The sequence below is a fragment of the Sphingomonas sp. SP4 genome, from assembly GCF_058313375.1.
On record NZ_JBZFLE010000001.1, the window covers coordinates 317959 to 331852 of the forward strand.

The window sequence follows — 13894 nt, forward strand, 5'->3', positions numbered from 1 at the left end:
GGCTAACCCTTCTTCAGGATGTCCAAAGCAGCGACCACCATTGCTTCCGTGGCAGTCGAAATGACCGCTTCCGCTTCGGGTGCCCAGAACGGGCTGTGAAGCGTCGGCAGCTTGGTCGTGTCGCCGCCCGCTTCATCCCACTCAGTCTGGCGAACGCCACCGACCCAGAAAAGGCAAGATTCCTTGCTTTGGTCGGCGAGCCAGAACTGACCGAAGTCCTCGCCCGTCATCACCGGCTTCAGATCGACGACGCGATCCTCGCCGAAGTGCGTGCTCCATAAATCCATCAAATGTTCGGAGAAGCTCGCAGTGTTGAACGTCGACGGCGTGTAGCGGCCGTCGACTGTCACGATCGGCATCAGATCGTCAGGGATGCCCGCTGCAATGGCTTCCCCTCGTGCGATCCGGGCGACGCCGTCGAGAAGCTTCGTTCGGCTCTCAGCCGAGTAGCTGCGGACAGTGAGCTGAAGCCTGGCGCGTTCGGGAATGACGTTGTGCTTGCTGCCGGAATGGAAGCTTCCCACGGTCACCACCGCAGGCTCCAGCGGGTCATTTTCGCGCGACACCAACGTCTGGAGCGCGCCGACGATGCGGCTGCCGAGGACGATCGGGTCCTTGGTCGATTGGGGATGCGCACCATGCCCGCCGACGCCGCGCACTTCGATATCGACGCTGTCGACGTTGGCCGTCGCATAGCCGCCCGTGACGCCGATCACGCCCGATGGCAGTGACGCGGAATCGTGGAAGGCAAGCATGAAGTCGGGCTTCGGAAATCGCGTGTAGAGCCCGTCTTCGATCATAGCTTTCGCGCCGCGGCCGAGCTCCTCGGCTGGCTGCAGGACCATGACGATCGTTCCTGACCATTGGTTTCTCAGTGCCGAAAGGCGCCGCGCTGTGGCGACCCAAGCAGTCATGTGCGTGTCGTGCCCGCAGGCGTGCATGACAGGCGCTTCGACTCCATTCGGCAGCTTGCCCACAGCCGTCGACGCGAAGGGCAGGCCCGTCTGCTCCTTCACGGGTAACGCATCCATATCGGCACGGATGAGGAGCACCGGTCCGGCGCCGTTTTTGAGCACCGCGACTGCCCCGTTGCCGCCGACATTCTCCGTCACCTCGAAGCCCAGGTCGCCAATCTCCGCTACCAGCTTGGCTGGCGTCCTCACCTCCTGCAGCGACAGCTCAGGATGGGCGTGCAGGTCGCGATAAAGCTCCATCAGCCGCGGCAGATCTTCGCGAATTGCGGCAGCTAAGGGAGTGGCGTCGTTCATTGGCCGGGTACCAGCTCCATCACGTCCATTTGGGATTCGAAATGCGGAGCCGGCATGATCAGGCGCCAGCGGTTCGGCCCGATGCGTTCAACATATCCTGCGACGTCTCGGTATGGGTCCTGACCATATTGAAGCGCTCGACGCTCATCGCCGAGTACCAGGGTGCCGAGGAAGATCTGCCGCATCGCATCGTTCGGAAAGACGATGCCGGCATAGCGCTGGTCGCCGTCCAATTTGGTCAGCCGCTGCAATTGATGGTCCCGTCTCACCTCACAGCGGAAGCCGGAATAAGAAGCGAACTCCAGATGGCCCGGGTCTTTTGCACCGAGCTTGATGACCCGGCAGCGATACATCCCATTGGAAAGCGGTGCGCCGCCAAGTGCGGCATCAGGGTCGAGAAGCGCCCCTTCGCGATCGATCTCGGCACCATGGCCAGCCTTCCGGGCCGCCTCCAACGCGTTGACGAAAGTCGTCCGCCAGTCTCGCAAGCGCGCTTCATCGTCCTCAGTCGCGATTCGCCGCCACGAACTCGTCCACTCCGCGATCATTCCGGATGGCCGGAGCGTGTTGCAGCTCGAGCACGCGAGGGGGATTGCGAGAAGGAACGCCGTTCGCATCGGCGCGAGCTTAGGCAGCCGTCCAGCCCCCGTCCATGCTGAGGTTCGCACCGGTGATCGAGCGCGCTTCGTCACGGCAAAGGTAAAGCACCAGCGACGCCACTTCCTCGGGGGTCACGAAACGTTTCGTGGGCTGGGCGGCGAGCAAGACGTCGTTCATCACCTGCTCGCGCGTCAGGTTCCGCGCCTTCATCGTGTCCGGAATCTGCTGCTCGACGAGCGGGGTCCAGACGTAGCCCGGTGAGATGCAGTTGATCGTGATGCCGCTGGTTGCAGTCTCGAGCGCGATTGTCTTGGTGAAGCCCGCAACGCCATGCTTCGCGGCGACGTAGGCGGACTTGTTCGGCGAAGCGACGAGGCTGTGCGCGCTGGCCGTGTTGATGATCCGGCCCCAGCCCTTCCGCTTCATGCCGGGTACGGCGAGCCGCGTTGTGTGGAAGACCGCAGACAGGTTGATCGCGAGGATCGCGTTCCACTTTTCGGGTGGAAAGTCCTCAACTGGAGAGACGTGCTGGATCCCGGCATTGTTGACGAGGGTATCCACTGGCCCGATCTCGTCTGCACAGCGCTTCATCATGCGCTCGATCTCGGCCTCATTCGACAGGTCGGCACCGTCGTGAATGGCGCCGAGTTCTCGGCACTCCCGCTCGATATCCGCCGGATCGCCGAATCCGTTGATCATCAGCTTCGCGCCTTCAGCGGCGAGTGCCTTGGCGATTGCGAGACCGATGCCTGAGGTTGAGCCGGTAACGAGTGCGACCTTGCCTTCGAGAATCATGACTACTCCTTTGGAGGCGCGCTAGGCTTGGCGAGGTGCTATTTGCAACCGCAGGCAGGGCTCGCGCATTTGATCGCGACGAAGGAGAGCGGGATGCGGCTAGGCGGCGAACCGGAAAGCAGCAATTTCGAAGATCGTACCGGTCAGGGCGGCGGTTTTGGACTGGGCGGAGGCGGGGGCAATGCGCTCGGGTGCCTGTTGCCGTTGGTGATGAGCCGGTTCGGTATCGTCGGCGTCGTCATCCTGCTGCTCGGCTATTGCGTCCTGACCCAGATCGGCGGCGGAGGTGGGGGCATTTTGCCAACTGGGCCTTCCACGACCGCGCCGACGACGCAGTCGTCCGGCCAGTCGCAGCTTTCTCCTGAAACGCGCCAGTTCCTGACCCGCGTCCTGGGTTCGACCGAACAGACTTGGAGCGAGATCTTCGCCAAGAGCGGTCAGCGCTACACGCCCACGACCATGGTTGCATACACGCGCGGTACGCAAACCGGTTGCGGTTACGGGCAGGCGGCGATGGGTCCGTTTTACTGTCCCAACGACAAAAAGATCTATCTCGATCCGGAATTCTTCAATGAGCTGTCGCAGCGCTTCGGCGCCCCCGGCGATTTCGCGCAGGCCTATGTGATCGCTCATGAGGTCGGGCACCATGTGCAGGACCTGGAAGGTACGCTCGACCAAGCTCACAATTTGCAGGCTCGCTCAAGCGAGACGGAGGGCAACGCCATCCAGGTGAAGGTCGAGCTGCAGGCCGACTGTTACGCCGGTGTCTGGGCCGCGAACGCGAGGGACGCACAGGGCTCGATCATCGAGCAGGGCGACCTTGAAGAGGGCATGCGTGCGGCGGAAGCGATCGGAGACGACACGCTTCAGAAGCAGACTCAGGGGACGGTCGTGCCTGAAAGCTTCACGCACGGTACGTCGGCCCAGCGCATGAACGCGCTCCGGACCGGATATCAGTCCGGTGATCCGGCTGCCTGCAAGTCGCTTTAGAGCTTGACCAACATCTTCCCGGTATTCGCACCGGTGAATAAGCCCAGGAAGGCATCGGGCGTCTTCTCCAGCCCCTCGACGATCGTCTCGCGTGACCGGACGGCGCCGCTCGCAAGCCACGGGCCCATCTCTGCGTAGAACTGGGCCATCTGCGGCATGTAGTCGAGGACGATGAAGCCCTTGAGCGAAATTCGCGCTGCGATGATCCTCTGAATGAATCGGAAGCACATCGGCGTCGCGTCGTTATAGCCTTCGATCATGCCGCAGATCGCGAAACGGGCGTTGTTGCGGGCGAGCGCCATCGCAGCGTCCAGATGATCGCCGCCGACATTGTCGAAATAGACGTCGATCCCGTCCGGCGCCGCCGCTGCGAGGCCCTTCAGGATCGGGACAGCCTTATAGTCGATCACTTGGTCGGCGCCGAGCAAGCGTACGAACTCGCACTTCTCCGGGCGGCCGGCCGAGGCGATCACCGTCATGCCCTTGGCCTTGGCGATCTGAACGACGACGGAGCCGACGGCGCCCGCGGCAGCCGAGACGAAGACGATGTCGCCTTCCTTTGCTCGCGCAACGTCGAGGAGGCCGAAATAGGCAGTCGCGCCGGTTACGCCGAGGACGCCCAGGAATAGCTCCGACGGCACGCCCAGATCCGGCAGCTTGTTCGCGGCACGCGCGGGGATCACTGCCTCGTCGCGCCAGCCGGACATATGCTGAACCAGGTCGCCCGGTGCGAAGCCCTCGGCCCTGCTCTCGACGATCTCGCCGATCGCGCCGCCTTCCATTGGCTCGCCGACCTGGAAAGCGGGGACGTAGCTCTTCACGTCGTTCATGCGCCCACGCATGTACGGGTCGACCGATAGCCACCGGTTGCGCACGCGGATCGCGCCATCGCCGAGCGGCGGAAGCTCGATATCCTTCAGCGCGAAATTGTCTTGCGTCGGCCTCCCTTGCGGACGGCTCATCAGATGCCAGGCGCGGGCCATAGTCGCTCCTCCATTCCGGAAACGGCCTTAAGCTTCGAAACGCAGGCAAGAAAGACCCGGCGGTGAAGGGGACGGCACCGCCGGGTCTGGAACAGCCTCCCTGGGGTGGAGGCTCAGCTTTCTATCGGATTAGCGATAGGTGCCCGAGAAGCTGCGATCGAGCGAACGCGGGCCCATTTCGCCCTGGTCCTCCCGTTCGAACAATGCCCGGCCACGGCTTTCGTCGCGCCACCGGCTTTTCGCCTGGTCGGCCGAGCAGTCGAGGATCACGCGATCGCCTTCGACCTTGTCTATATCCGAGCACATCAGCGAGTGATGGACTCCGCCGCTCTCCGCATCGGACTTGGTCAGGATGATGCGGTCGCCGGCGACTTTGTCGACGGTGCCGACATGCTTGTCGTCATTTCCGACGACTTCCATATGCTCGCGGATCTGGCCGAGGAGGCCGCGCTTCTGCTGCCGGCGCTCGCGCCAGCCCGAAAAGTCGTCCTCGAAGCGCGACTGATTCTCGCGACGATAATCGTCGTAGTCGCGATCGAGCTCGCTCATGTGGCGGCTGCGCCAGCTGTGATAGTTCGGGTCCTCGTGCCGCGAGCGGTCGGACCAGTCCGACGTGCCCGCGCGGCTGGTCTCGCGATACGGATCGCGACCCCACTTGCTCTGTGAGCGATCACGCTCAAACCGGTCGGAGTCACTCCAGCCGCGTTCGCCGCGGTCGTAGCTGCCGCGCGCCTGCTCGAAGTCATTGCCGCGACTATAGTCGCCCGTCATCGGACGGTAGCCGCCTTGGCTGCGGTCGCTGCCGTAGCGGCGACCGGGGTCGCGATCCCGATCCCGATCACGGTCACCACTGCCCCAGAGCTCACGACGCCAGGAAGGGTTGTAGTCGTTCTCGCTGAAACCGCCGCGCTCGTTGGTGCCGCGGGTCTGGTACCAGTCGCGGTCACGCGTCTGATCGCGATCACGACCCCAGTCGCGCTCACGGCCCCAATCGCGGTCGCGGCTCATACGTTCGCGATCGCGGTCCTGGTCGCGAGAGCTCCAGCCACCTTCGCGCTCGTCCCTCATGCGGTCTTCGCGGCGACGGCGCTCCGCGTCCGAATCGCCGAACCATGACGAGACTTCGTCGCTGGCGCGCTCGAAGAAGCCGCGCTCGTCGCGTCCACCGCGGTCGTGGCCTTCATCGCGCCATCGCGAACGCTCATCACGCGGTTCGTTCCGCGTGTCGTAACGGTCATATGCCATATGGTCCTCCAGCGGGTTAAATGCCGGGGGAGAAACGATCAGGGCCTTATGGCCGTTCCTGTGAATTCCATGCTGCGCCGCACCAAATCGGCAGGCCGAAGCCCTGCCGGGACAAGCGAATTCAGAAGCGGATCAGGAAGCGGCCGGCGGTTGGTGGAGCTGAGGGGAATCGAACCCCTGACCTCTGCAGTGCGATTGCAGCGCTCTCCCATCTGAGCTACAGCCCCGCACCGGCGAAGCGGCTCCTTAGCCGCGCTTATCCGGCCGCGCAATCGCTCTCATAGCGATCTTGTCCCGCCGGATGCGGGAGTCTCGGAAGAGTCACAGAACTCGCGCAGAAGCGTCTGCGATCTGAGATTGAATCAGGATGCTCGTTGTGCCGATGTTCGCCAGCCTCCTTCTTCACGTCGCTGCCGCCAATCCAGGCCTGGTCTGTGGTCCGGCGGTACCTGAAAAGGGCCTTGGGGCGCCGCAGCTTTATTCGGTAGCAGCGCCGATTATCGATAAGCGTGGCGGTCCGAAGGAGAATGCGCCGCCCAGCACCTGCCGGACGGAAGACAAGAAAGACGCTCCGAAGAGCGTCCTGACGCCATTAGACAAGGCACCGCCGGCAAAGCCCAATCACTTCTTGGGTTCTTCGGCATCCATGACGGTGGTCTGACGACCCGTCGTATCCGGATCGACGCTGGCCTGCGTCACCAGCACCGTCGTCCCCGGCTCGATCAGCGCCCGCATATTCTTCACGAAGGCTTCGGGCAGGTGCATTTGCTCTACCCGTTCGGTGCTGATGATCTCGGCAGGCTCGCCCGTCAGGCTGGACACGCCGACTTGGATCCACTGCGGCTTGTCGCCGCCTGACAGCGTCATCACCTGAGGCTCGTCGGTCTGTTGAGCGACCACGGCATGGGCTCGGCCAATCTCGACGCCGTTGCGTAGCACGACGACCTGCTGATCCTTGGTCGAGATGATGATCGACACCGGACCGTTGGGCGAAGCGGCCGGATTCCAGGTGAACTGACCATCGGGCGACAGCGGCATTGCCGGAACGGTGGTCACGCCGGCCATGGACGGAGCCAGAACTCCCGCCGGCGGGCGCGTAACCGGATCCTCCGTGCCGCCGGCAATCACGACCGTGCCGCCCATCGGGGTCACATCGTACAGGCGCTTGGCGAACTGCATCGGCAGGCGCACGCAGCCGTGGCTTGCTGGATAGCCCGGCAAGTTGCCCGCGTGCATCGCAACGCCCATCCAGGTTAGCCGCTGCTGAAATGGCATGGACGCGTCGTTGTAGGTCTTGGACCTATGCTCGACGTTTTTCTCGAGGATGGTGAAAACGCCGGTCGGGGTCTCGTGACCTTCCTTGCCCGACGAGATGGTCGACACGCCGATGCGCACGCCATTGCGGTAGACCGTCGCGCGCTGGCGAGTGAGGTCGACGTAGACCAGGACCGGACCATTCGGCGCGATCTCGGGCTTCAACACCCATTCGCCGGGCTTCAGCTTGTCAGCCTGACGGGCGAGTTCCAGCTGCGCGGACTTGAGAGAGCCTTGTGCATGGGCCGGCGCTGAAGCCAGCGCCACCAGGGCCAGTGCGGATGCGAACACGGGCAAACTTCTTGTCATCGCGGTGCAACCCCTTTGCGAGACTCGAGCGCGTCCATATCGCTCAATGGCCCTTCAGCCGTAAAGCCCGCTCCCGCCGTGCAGCTACAGCCGCAATCGCGATGACGACCACTGACGGCGCGATCCAGTCGATCCATGGGTCGAGATGCTGCCACACCCGCGGATCGAGCCCGCCCCACCAGGGCATGTTGGCGCGCAGGTGCCCGCCGTACGTTTCGATCCAGCGGTACTCCGCTTGCGTGACTTCTCGCGAGATGAACCAGGCGCAGGCCGCGGCAGCGCCACCGGCCCAGCTGCGCGTAGTCAGGCGAACGCCAACAAGAATGGCGACGGCAAGGACGATGTGTCCGATCATGCGACGACATAACCACGGCGGAGGATTGAAGTCATGGCGTTGCAGGCGCCGTTGGCTTTTCGTTTCGCCTCGCTAACATGATCGGTGGGGAGGATCATGGTCACTGCCGTTGCGAAGAGCAGCGAACCGGCGAGCCGGTTCACGCGCTGGTTGCTGCCCGGCCTTGGGGTCAAGGCCGTAGTCATTGGCGGCGGCTATGCGACGGGACGCGAACTGGTCGAATTCTTCCTGTCACGCGGACCGTGGGGCGGGCTCTACGCGATCTTATTCGCGACGCTGCTCTTCAGCATCTTCTGCGCACTGACCTTTGTCGCGGCGAGGCGCTTCCAGACCTTCGACTACCGCAGCTTCTTCAAGCAGCTGCTCGGTCCCGCCTGGCACCTGTTCGAACTCGCTTATCTGCTGTTCGTCGTGCTGATCCTCGCGGTCTACGGGGCGGCGGCGGGTGCCATCGGGAATGCCGTTTTTGCCGGACCTTTGTGGGTGGGGACAGTCCTTCTCGCAGCTTGCATTGCGGCCATCGTAGCGTTCGGGAACAAGGCCGTCGAACGGCTCTTCCGTGACGTCTCTTATTACCTCTACGCGATCTACGCTTTCTTCATTGTCCTTGCGTTGTGGAAGTTCGGTGACCGCATTCCGGGCGGCTTCGCAACCAACCCCCAAACATCGGGCTGGGCGATCTCCGGACTAACCTATTTCGGATACAATATCGTCGGTGCGGTCGTGATCCTCCCGGTTCTGCGCCACTTGCTCAGCGATCGCGATGCGGTGATCGCGGGTGTGGTCGCAGGTCCGCTGACCATGCTACCCGCGTTGCTGTTTTTCATCCCGATGGTTGCCTTCTATCCGGAGGTGCAGAGCGCAGTCCTGCCGTCCGACTTCTTGCTGCAGCGCATCGGCATTCCTGCCTTCCACCTGCTCTTTCAGGCGATGATCTTCTCGGCATTGCTGGAGAGCGGCACGAGCTCGGTGCACGCGATCAACGAGCGCATCGACCACGCCTGGACTGCGCGCAAAGGCACGCCGCTAACGCACCGCGCCCGCTTGTCGATCGCGCTGGTCGTGATCGTGGGTTGTATGTTCCTGGCGAGCCGGTTCGGCCTCGTGGCACTGATCGCGACCGGATACCGCGCGCTCGCTTACATTCTTCTGGCCACCTTCATCCTGCCGCTCGTCACCGTCGGCGTATGGAAGCTGTCGCGTATTCGGGGCCGGACACCCGACGAACCTCAACCAATTTCCATTCAGGAGTGATCGCAAGATGAAGCTCGGCACCCGCGCACTTACTGCGCTGTCTTTGGTCATGGCGGCGGCAAGCGCGAACGCCGCTCCGCCTCCCGGATTTGAGCAGCGCGTCGAGCAGCTCCGCAAGGAGATCGGTGCGCCCGGGGTGACAATCGCGATCGTCGAGAACGGCAAGGTCACGCTCGCTCATGGATGGGGTGCGCGCGACATCACGACGAACAAGCCGGTCGACGCCGATACGATCTTTTTCACCGGATCGACCGGAAAAGCCTTCACCAACGCGGCGCTCGCGACCTTGGTCGATGCGGGCACGATCAAGTGGGACGACAAGGTCATCGACCACATGCCCGATTTCCGGATGTGGGATTCTTGGGTCACGCGCGAAATGACGATCCGTGACCTGCTCGTCCATCGCAGCGGACTAGGCCTGGGCCAGGGTGACCTGTTGTTCCTTCCGAACAGCACGCTCTCCCGCAAAGAGACGGTACACCGCATCCGCTATCTGAAGCCGGCCACCAGCTTCCGCAGCGGCTACGCCTACGACAACATCCTCTACATGGCGGTCGGCCAGCTCATCGAAGAAGTCAGCGGGCAGACGTGGGAGAAGTATCTTCACGACCATGTCTTCGCGCCGCTCGGGATGAAGAACTCGACCAACACCGACGCCGAGTTCCAGGCCAATCCCAACCACGCTCGGCCGCACAGCCGCAACACCGGCGCGATCCATGGGATGGGTGCGCAGGCGGCGCTCGATGAAAATGCGACGATCGCGCAGAATGCGGCACCGGCCGGTGGCCTCGCGATCAGCGCCAACGACATGGGCCGCTGGCTGCTGACGCAGCTCGCTCACGGCAAGATCCCGGGCGGCGATAGGCGGCTCTTCTCGGATGAGCAGTCAAAGCAGATGTGGACGGGCGTCGTGCCCACGCCGATCCGCCAGTTCCCTGCGGAGTTTGCAGTCACCAACCCGAACTTCAATCTCTACGCTTTGGGCTGGGATGTATCGGACTATCGGGGTGCGAAAGTGGTTGGCCATGACGGCGCCGTGATCGGATCGCAGGCAACGATCGCCCTGCTGCCGGAGAAGAATGTCGGCATCTTCATCGCCACGAACAGTGAGGACGGCCAGATCGTTCTGGGCCTGCGTGACGAGCTTCTCGACTATTATCTCGGCTATCCGCAAGCCAACTGGCCGGAGAAGTTCCAGGCGTTCAAGCAGGCGCGTCTCTCCGCTGCGGCGAAGCAGGTGCAGACCGCAGAGGCCAAGCCCGGGGCCATCGGCCCGTCGCTACCGATTGCCCGGTACGCCGGCGACTACACCGACCCTTGGTACGGAACGATCCAAGTGCGCCAGTCCGGAAAGGGCCTAACCATTGAATTCCCCCACTCGACGGGAATGGGCGGGCCGCTGACGCACTACCAGTACGACACGTTTAAGACGAACCCGTCACTGAACTGGGTTGAGCCGGCCTATGTGACCTTTTCGATGGATGCGAACGGCAAGATCGATCGGGTCACGATGAAGCCGGTCTCACCGGCTGCGGACTTCAGTTGGGATTATCAGGACCTGTCGTTCGCGCCCGCAGGCGGAGACTAATCCGAAACTTCGAGCAGGTCGCTGAGCCGCCGCGACAGGGAGGCGAGCGTGTAAGGCTTCTGCAGGACGGGGCGCGACTTGTGCTGGTCGGGCAATGAGCTTTGCTCGCCGTAGCCCGTAGCGAAGATGTACGGGACGCCGAGCTCGGCCAGCCGGTTGGCGATTGGCACGCTGTCGTGGTCGCCCAGATTGATGTCCAGGATCGCGAAGTCAGGCCGCGTACTCTCGATTGCCGCGATGGCGCCGACGGCGCTGGCTTCGGTCGTTACTGAGCTCGCGCCCAGGCGATCGAGGAGATCTTCTGCGTCGAGTGCGATGATGAGGCTGTCCTCAACCAACAGGATGTCCTTCCCGCGCAGGAGATGGCCGATATCGACTGCCTCTACGTGTGGGGCACCAGGCAGGTTGATCTTGTTGCCAATGGCCTCTGAAGTGGGGACGACGTGCTTGGCGGGGATCACGAAATCCGCGCGCACGCCCTCCTTGGCGTAATCAACCTTGGCCTTTCCACCGAGGTCATAGGGCACGCTGTGCTCGATGATCGTGGTACCGAAACCCTTGCGGTTTGGAGGCCAAACCTCCGGCCCGCCATGCTCCCGCCAGCAGAAGTCGAGGTCCCCATTTTCTTGCAGCGACCATTCGGCGATTGCTTCACCTGTCGCGACCGACAGGCTCCCGTATTTGACCGAGTTGGTAACAAGCTCGTGCACCACGAGGGCAAGGGTCGAATAGGCCTGGGGGTTGAGCAGGACGGGCGGGCCCTTGAGGATCAGTCGATCCTTCTGTGTCGTGAGGAAGGCTGCGGCTTCCGCTTCGAGCAGGTTCTTCACCGGCGCCGGCCCCCAGTGATCGTCCGTGATCTGGTTGTGAGCTCGGGCGAGCGCGTGGACGCGACCGTCGATGACGCGAACGAAGTCTTCGATCGTCGTACCGTCGGCGGGCTTCGATTGACGGATCAGTCCGCGGATCAGCGAAAGGATGTTGCGGACGCGGTGATTGAGCTCGGCGATCAGGAGTTCTTGCCGGCTCGTCGCCTCCCGGCGCTCGGCGCTGGCCTCGTCCGATAGACGGAGCACGACTTCGATCAGGGTTGCGCGCAGTGTCTCCGCGACGCGCAACTCGGAAGAGGTGAAGGGCAGGGAGCGGCCGACAACCGTCTCCTTCCATTCCTCGAAACTTTGGCGCGGCGTCAGCCGCGGGCCGTTCGGGCCATATTCGACTGGCTTATGCGGGTCGCCCGCCCAGCGGACCGAGCGCACGATTTCCGAGCGAAACAGAACCACATAATCGCGCGGCGCGCGTGAAATCGGGATAGCGAGAAGGCCGGCGACCGGCGATTTCTGGTCGGCCATCGCAGGCACCAGCGTGCTGATCTGGTCAGTCGCGAAGGCGCGGCCTGCTGCGGTGGTATTGAGCGCCTGGATGATGCGCGCGAACTGCCCGGTCGTGGGAGTCGTGCCGCTAAAGGCGTAATTGCCATTGATCCACACGCCGACACCATCCGCGGGGATGGCGCTCGTCAGGATCGACGATAGCCAGTCAGGATCGTTGAGCAGGGTCTCATCGGAAGCGACGGCGCCCAATAGCTGGTCGGAGATGTCACGGGCGCGCCGCTCATATTCGACGACCTGCGTACGCTCGCGGGATTCGATTCGCATAGCGAACATCTGCGCGAACAGTTCGGCGACCGATCGACGCTCGAAGCTCGGGCAACGAGGCGAATAATGGTGGCAGGCGACGAGGCCCCACAGCTTGCCGTCGACTACGATCGAGATCGACATGGAGGCGCGCACGCCCATGTTCCGCAGGTACTCGATATGGATGCGCGAGACCGAGCGTAGAACGGAAAGCGAGAGATCGACCGGTTCTCCATATTCGTCCGCCTGCGGTTCGATGGGTACCGGCTCGGCGTCGATGTCGGTGATCACGCGCAACAGGCTGCGGAGATAAAGTTCGCGCGCCTGCTTCGGGATATCGGTCGCGGGATAGTGAAGGCCGAGGAAGCTACCGATGCCGCTCTTGGCGCTTTCCGCGACGACTTCGCCCGAGCCGTCGGCGGCAAAGCGATAGATCATGACACGATCGAAGCCGGTCAGCGCACGGACTTGGCGCGCACCTTCGTTGAAAAAGCTCGCCATGTCAGGCGCCTGCTCGAGCCTACTGACCATGCCGCGCACGGTGCCTGTCGCGTCGCCATAATCATGCTCGGTGCTAGGCTCGGCTTCGAGAATGATGCGGGAGCCGGACATGTGCAGCGCGACGTCGAACGTCCGTTCGTTGTCCTGGAGCTCCATGCGGAACACGCGCTCCAACGCGTCCTTGCCGCGAAGGAGGGCAAGGCGATTGCGCAGCGTGTGAATCGCCTGCTTGCTCAGGACCTCCGCTGCAGGGCGACCGACGAGGCCGTCCGGACCGACGTCTAGGAACTCGCCGACGTTCGCCGAGACATTCGAGATCTGCCAATCGGCAGTCAGCACCAGCATGAAGCCGATGGGCTGGATTGCGCCGAGCTGGTGGATTGGTTCGCGGTCGCAATTCGTCAGATCGACGTCAGCAGGCAGGGACGCGGACTTACTCATCAGATGCCGGCCTCGTGCGCGACTCGAAGAAACCAGGCGAAACTCCGACGGGCGGCGTCTTTGGCTTCACCGAGCAGGGCGTCCGAATAGAGAAACCGTTCAATAACAGCAATAAGCGAGGGCCACGGGCCTAGCGAACCATTGTCGTCGAGGAAGCTGACGGGCAGTCCCTCAGCAACTCGTCGGCGCAGCACGCGGCCGCCGAGGCGCGACCCTTCGAGGACGTAAGCGGCGCCGAGAAGCTCAGCCGTATTTGCGATCGGGGGAGGCGGCGCTGCGGGCGGCATGGATTCGCCGAGCGCCGCGAGGTCAGACTCGATCGCCGGAGCTCGCCGCGCATCGCACCAGCCTTCAACCAGTTTCCCCAAGCCGGCAGACGCTAATGCGCTTTCAGCTGACGGCACGGTACGCGCCTGGAAATTCAGGAATCGACGGTAATCGGCCGCCTTCCCGAGATCGAGGCGCGACAGCCGCTCATCGAGCTCGCGATGGATGTCGTCCGTCGCGGCCTTGAGTGCAAATCTCGTTGTCATTGATGGGTGACAATGTGTTCGTAACGCATGTGTTCCAAACAAAATGTAATCCAAGCGAAAACAAGCGTGATTTAGGGCTAA

Annotated in this window: 13 protein-coding genes and 1 tRNA gene; 4 read left to right on the forward strand and 10 right to left on the reverse strand. The window is 63.0% G+C overall.

Annotation, left to right across the window (positions count from 1 at the left end):
• Positions 1-2 precede the first annotated feature (2 nt).
• The 3 genes from AC4GYV_RS01600 to AC4GYV_RS01610 all read right to left on the reverse strand — a co-directional run bounded on the left by AC4GYV_RS01600 (position 3) and on the right by AC4GYV_RS01610 (position 2663).
• Positions 3-1268, reverse strand: a complete 1266-nt coding sequence (locus AC4GYV_RS01600; protein ID WP_491098918.1) for an amidohydrolase — start codon at positions 1266-1268, stop codon at positions 3-5.
• A complete protein-coding gene (locus tag AC4GYV_RS01605; RefSeq protein ID WP_491098919.1) occupies positions 1265-1816 on the reverse strand; it encodes a DUF4893 domain-containing protein in 552 nt (183 codons plus the stop codon). Before AC4GYV_RS01605 ends, AC4GYV_RS01600 begins: the two co-directional genes overlap by 4 nt.
• A 79-nt stretch (positions 1817-1895) precedes the next feature.
• The gene (locus AC4GYV_RS01610) at positions 1896-2663 is read right to left on the reverse strand and encodes a 3-hydroxybutyrate dehydrogenase (protein ID WP_491098920.1); all 768 of its coding nucleotides are present in this window, start codon (positions 2661-2663) and stop codon (positions 1896-1898) included.
• Positions 2664-2756: 93 nt separating this feature from the next.
• Between AC4GYV_RS01610 and ypfJ the strand changes: the two genes are divergently transcribed.
• Positions 2757-3653 (forward strand): KPN_02809 family neutral zinc metallopeptidase, encoded by an 897-nt coding sequence (ypfJ, locus tag AC4GYV_RS01615; protein WP_491100360.1) that lies wholly within the window; start codon positions 2757-2759, stop codon positions 3651-3653.
• On the opposite strand, the gene AC4GYV_RS01620 is transcribed toward ypfJ, so the two are convergent.
• From AC4GYV_RS01620 to AC4GYV_RS01630, 3 genes are all read right to left on the reverse strand, one after another.
• Positions 3650-4636, reverse strand: coding sequence for an NADP-dependent oxidoreductase (locus AC4GYV_RS01620; protein WP_491098921.1), 987 nt, complete (start codon positions 4634-4636; stop codon positions 3650-3652). The two genes, ypfJ and AC4GYV_RS01620, sit on opposite strands and share 4 nt — an antisense overlap.
• A 129-nt stretch (positions 4637-4765) precedes the next feature.
• Positions 4766-5881, reverse strand: coding sequence for a DUF2171 domain-containing protein (locus AC4GYV_RS01625; protein WP_491098922.1), 1116 nt, complete (start codon positions 5879-5881; stop codon positions 4766-4768).
• Between the two features lie 151 nt (positions 5882-6032).
• Positions 6033-6108: transfer RNA gene (locus AC4GYV_RS01630), tRNA-Ala, on the reverse strand.
• Between the two features lie 140 nt (positions 6109-6248).
• Here AC4GYV_RS01630 and AC4GYV_RS01635 point away from each other — a divergent pair.
• Positions 6249-6542, forward strand: a complete 294-nt coding sequence (locus AC4GYV_RS01635; RefSeq protein ID WP_491098923.1) for a hypothetical protein — start codon at positions 6249-6251, stop codon at positions 6540-6542.
• Here the strand turns inward: AC4GYV_RS01635 and AC4GYV_RS01640 are convergent.
• A complete protein-coding gene (locus AC4GYV_RS01640) occupies positions 6503-7504 on the reverse strand; it encodes a L,D-transpeptidase (protein ID WP_491098924.1) in 1002 nt (333 codons plus the stop codon). The genes AC4GYV_RS01635 and AC4GYV_RS01640 overlap by 40 nt on opposite strands.
• Positions 7505-7547: 43 nt before the next feature.
• A complete protein-coding gene (locus AC4GYV_RS01645) occupies positions 7548-7859 on the reverse strand; it encodes a hypothetical protein (protein ID WP_491098925.1) in 312 nt (103 codons plus the stop codon).
• Between the two features lie 96 nt (positions 7860-7955).
• Between AC4GYV_RS01645 and AC4GYV_RS01650 the strand changes: the two genes are divergently transcribed.
• Positions 7956-9113, forward strand: a complete 1158-nt coding sequence (locus AC4GYV_RS01650) for a YkvI family membrane protein (protein WP_491098926.1) — start codon at positions 7956-7958, stop codon at positions 9111-9113.
• Positions 9114-9120: 7 nt separating this feature from the next.
• The gene (locus tag AC4GYV_RS01655; RefSeq protein ID WP_491098927.1) at positions 9121-10701 is read left to right on the forward strand and encodes a serine hydrolase; all 1581 of its coding nucleotides are present in this window, start codon (positions 9121-9123) and stop codon (positions 10699-10701) included.
• Here AC4GYV_RS01655 and AC4GYV_RS01660 read toward each other — a convergent pair.
• Together AC4GYV_RS01660 and AC4GYV_RS01665 are read right to left on the reverse strand one after the other, a co-directional pair.
• Positions 10698-13280, reverse strand: coding sequence for an HWE histidine kinase domain-containing protein (locus AC4GYV_RS01660; RefSeq protein ID WP_491098928.1), 2583 nt, complete (start codon positions 13278-13280; stop codon positions 10698-10700). The two genes, AC4GYV_RS01655 and AC4GYV_RS01660, sit on opposite strands and share 4 nt — an antisense overlap.
• Positions 13280-13813, reverse strand: a complete 534-nt coding sequence (locus tag AC4GYV_RS01665; RefSeq protein ID WP_491098929.1) for a biliverdin-producing heme oxygenase — start codon at positions 13811-13813, stop codon at positions 13280-13282. Before AC4GYV_RS01665 ends, AC4GYV_RS01660 begins: the two co-directional genes overlap by 1 nt.
• Positions 13814-13894 lie beyond the last annotated feature (81 nt).

Coding starts and splice junctions, on each gene's coding strand:
- AC4GYV_RS01600 (WP_491098918.1), bottom strand. CDS start 1,268: ATGAACGACGCCACTCCCTTAGCTGCCGCAATTCGCGAAGATCTGCCG.
- AC4GYV_RS01605 (WP_491098919.1), bottom strand. CDS start 1,816: ATGATCGCGGAGTGGACGAGTTCGTGGCGGCGAATCGCGACTGAGGAC.
- AC4GYV_RS01610 (WP_491098920.1), bottom strand. CDS start 2,663: ATGATTCTCGAAGGCAAGGTCGCACTCGTTACCGGCTCAACCTCAGGC.
- ypfJ (WP_491100360.1), top strand. CDS start 2,757: ATGCGGCTAGGCGGCGAACCGGAAAGCAGCAATTTCGAAGATCGTACC.
- AC4GYV_RS01620 (WP_491098921.1), bottom strand. CDS start 4,636: ATGGCCCGCGCCTGGCATCTGATGAGCCGTCCGCAAGGGAGGCCGACG.
- AC4GYV_RS01625 (WP_491098922.1), bottom strand. CDS start 5,881: ATGGCATATGACCGTTACGACACGCGGAACGAACCGCGTGATGAGCGT.
- AC4GYV_RS01635 (WP_491098923.1), top strand. CDS start 6,249: ATGCTCGTTGTGCCGATGTTCGCCAGCCTCCTTCTTCACGTCGCTGCC.
- AC4GYV_RS01640 (WP_491098924.1), bottom strand. CDS start 7,504: ATGACAAGAAGTTTGCCCGTGTTCGCATCCGCACTGGCCCTGGTGGCG.
- AC4GYV_RS01645 (WP_491098925.1), bottom strand. CDS start 7,859: ATGATCGGACACATCGTCCTTGCCGTCGCCATTCTTGTTGGCGTTCGC.
- AC4GYV_RS01650 (WP_491098926.1), top strand. CDS start 7,956: ATGGTCACTGCCGTTGCGAAGAGCAGCGAACCGGCGAGCCGGTTCACG.
- AC4GYV_RS01655 (WP_491098927.1), top strand. CDS start 9,121: ATGAAGCTCGGCACCCGCGCACTTACTGCGCTGTCTTTGGTCATGGCG.
- AC4GYV_RS01660 (WP_491098928.1), bottom strand. CDS start 13,280: ATGAGTAAGTCCGCGTCCCTGCCTGCTGACGTCGATCTGACGAATTGC.
- AC4GYV_RS01665 (WP_491098929.1), bottom strand. CDS start 13,813: ATGACAACGAGATTTGCACTCAAGGCCGCGACGGACGACATCCATCGC.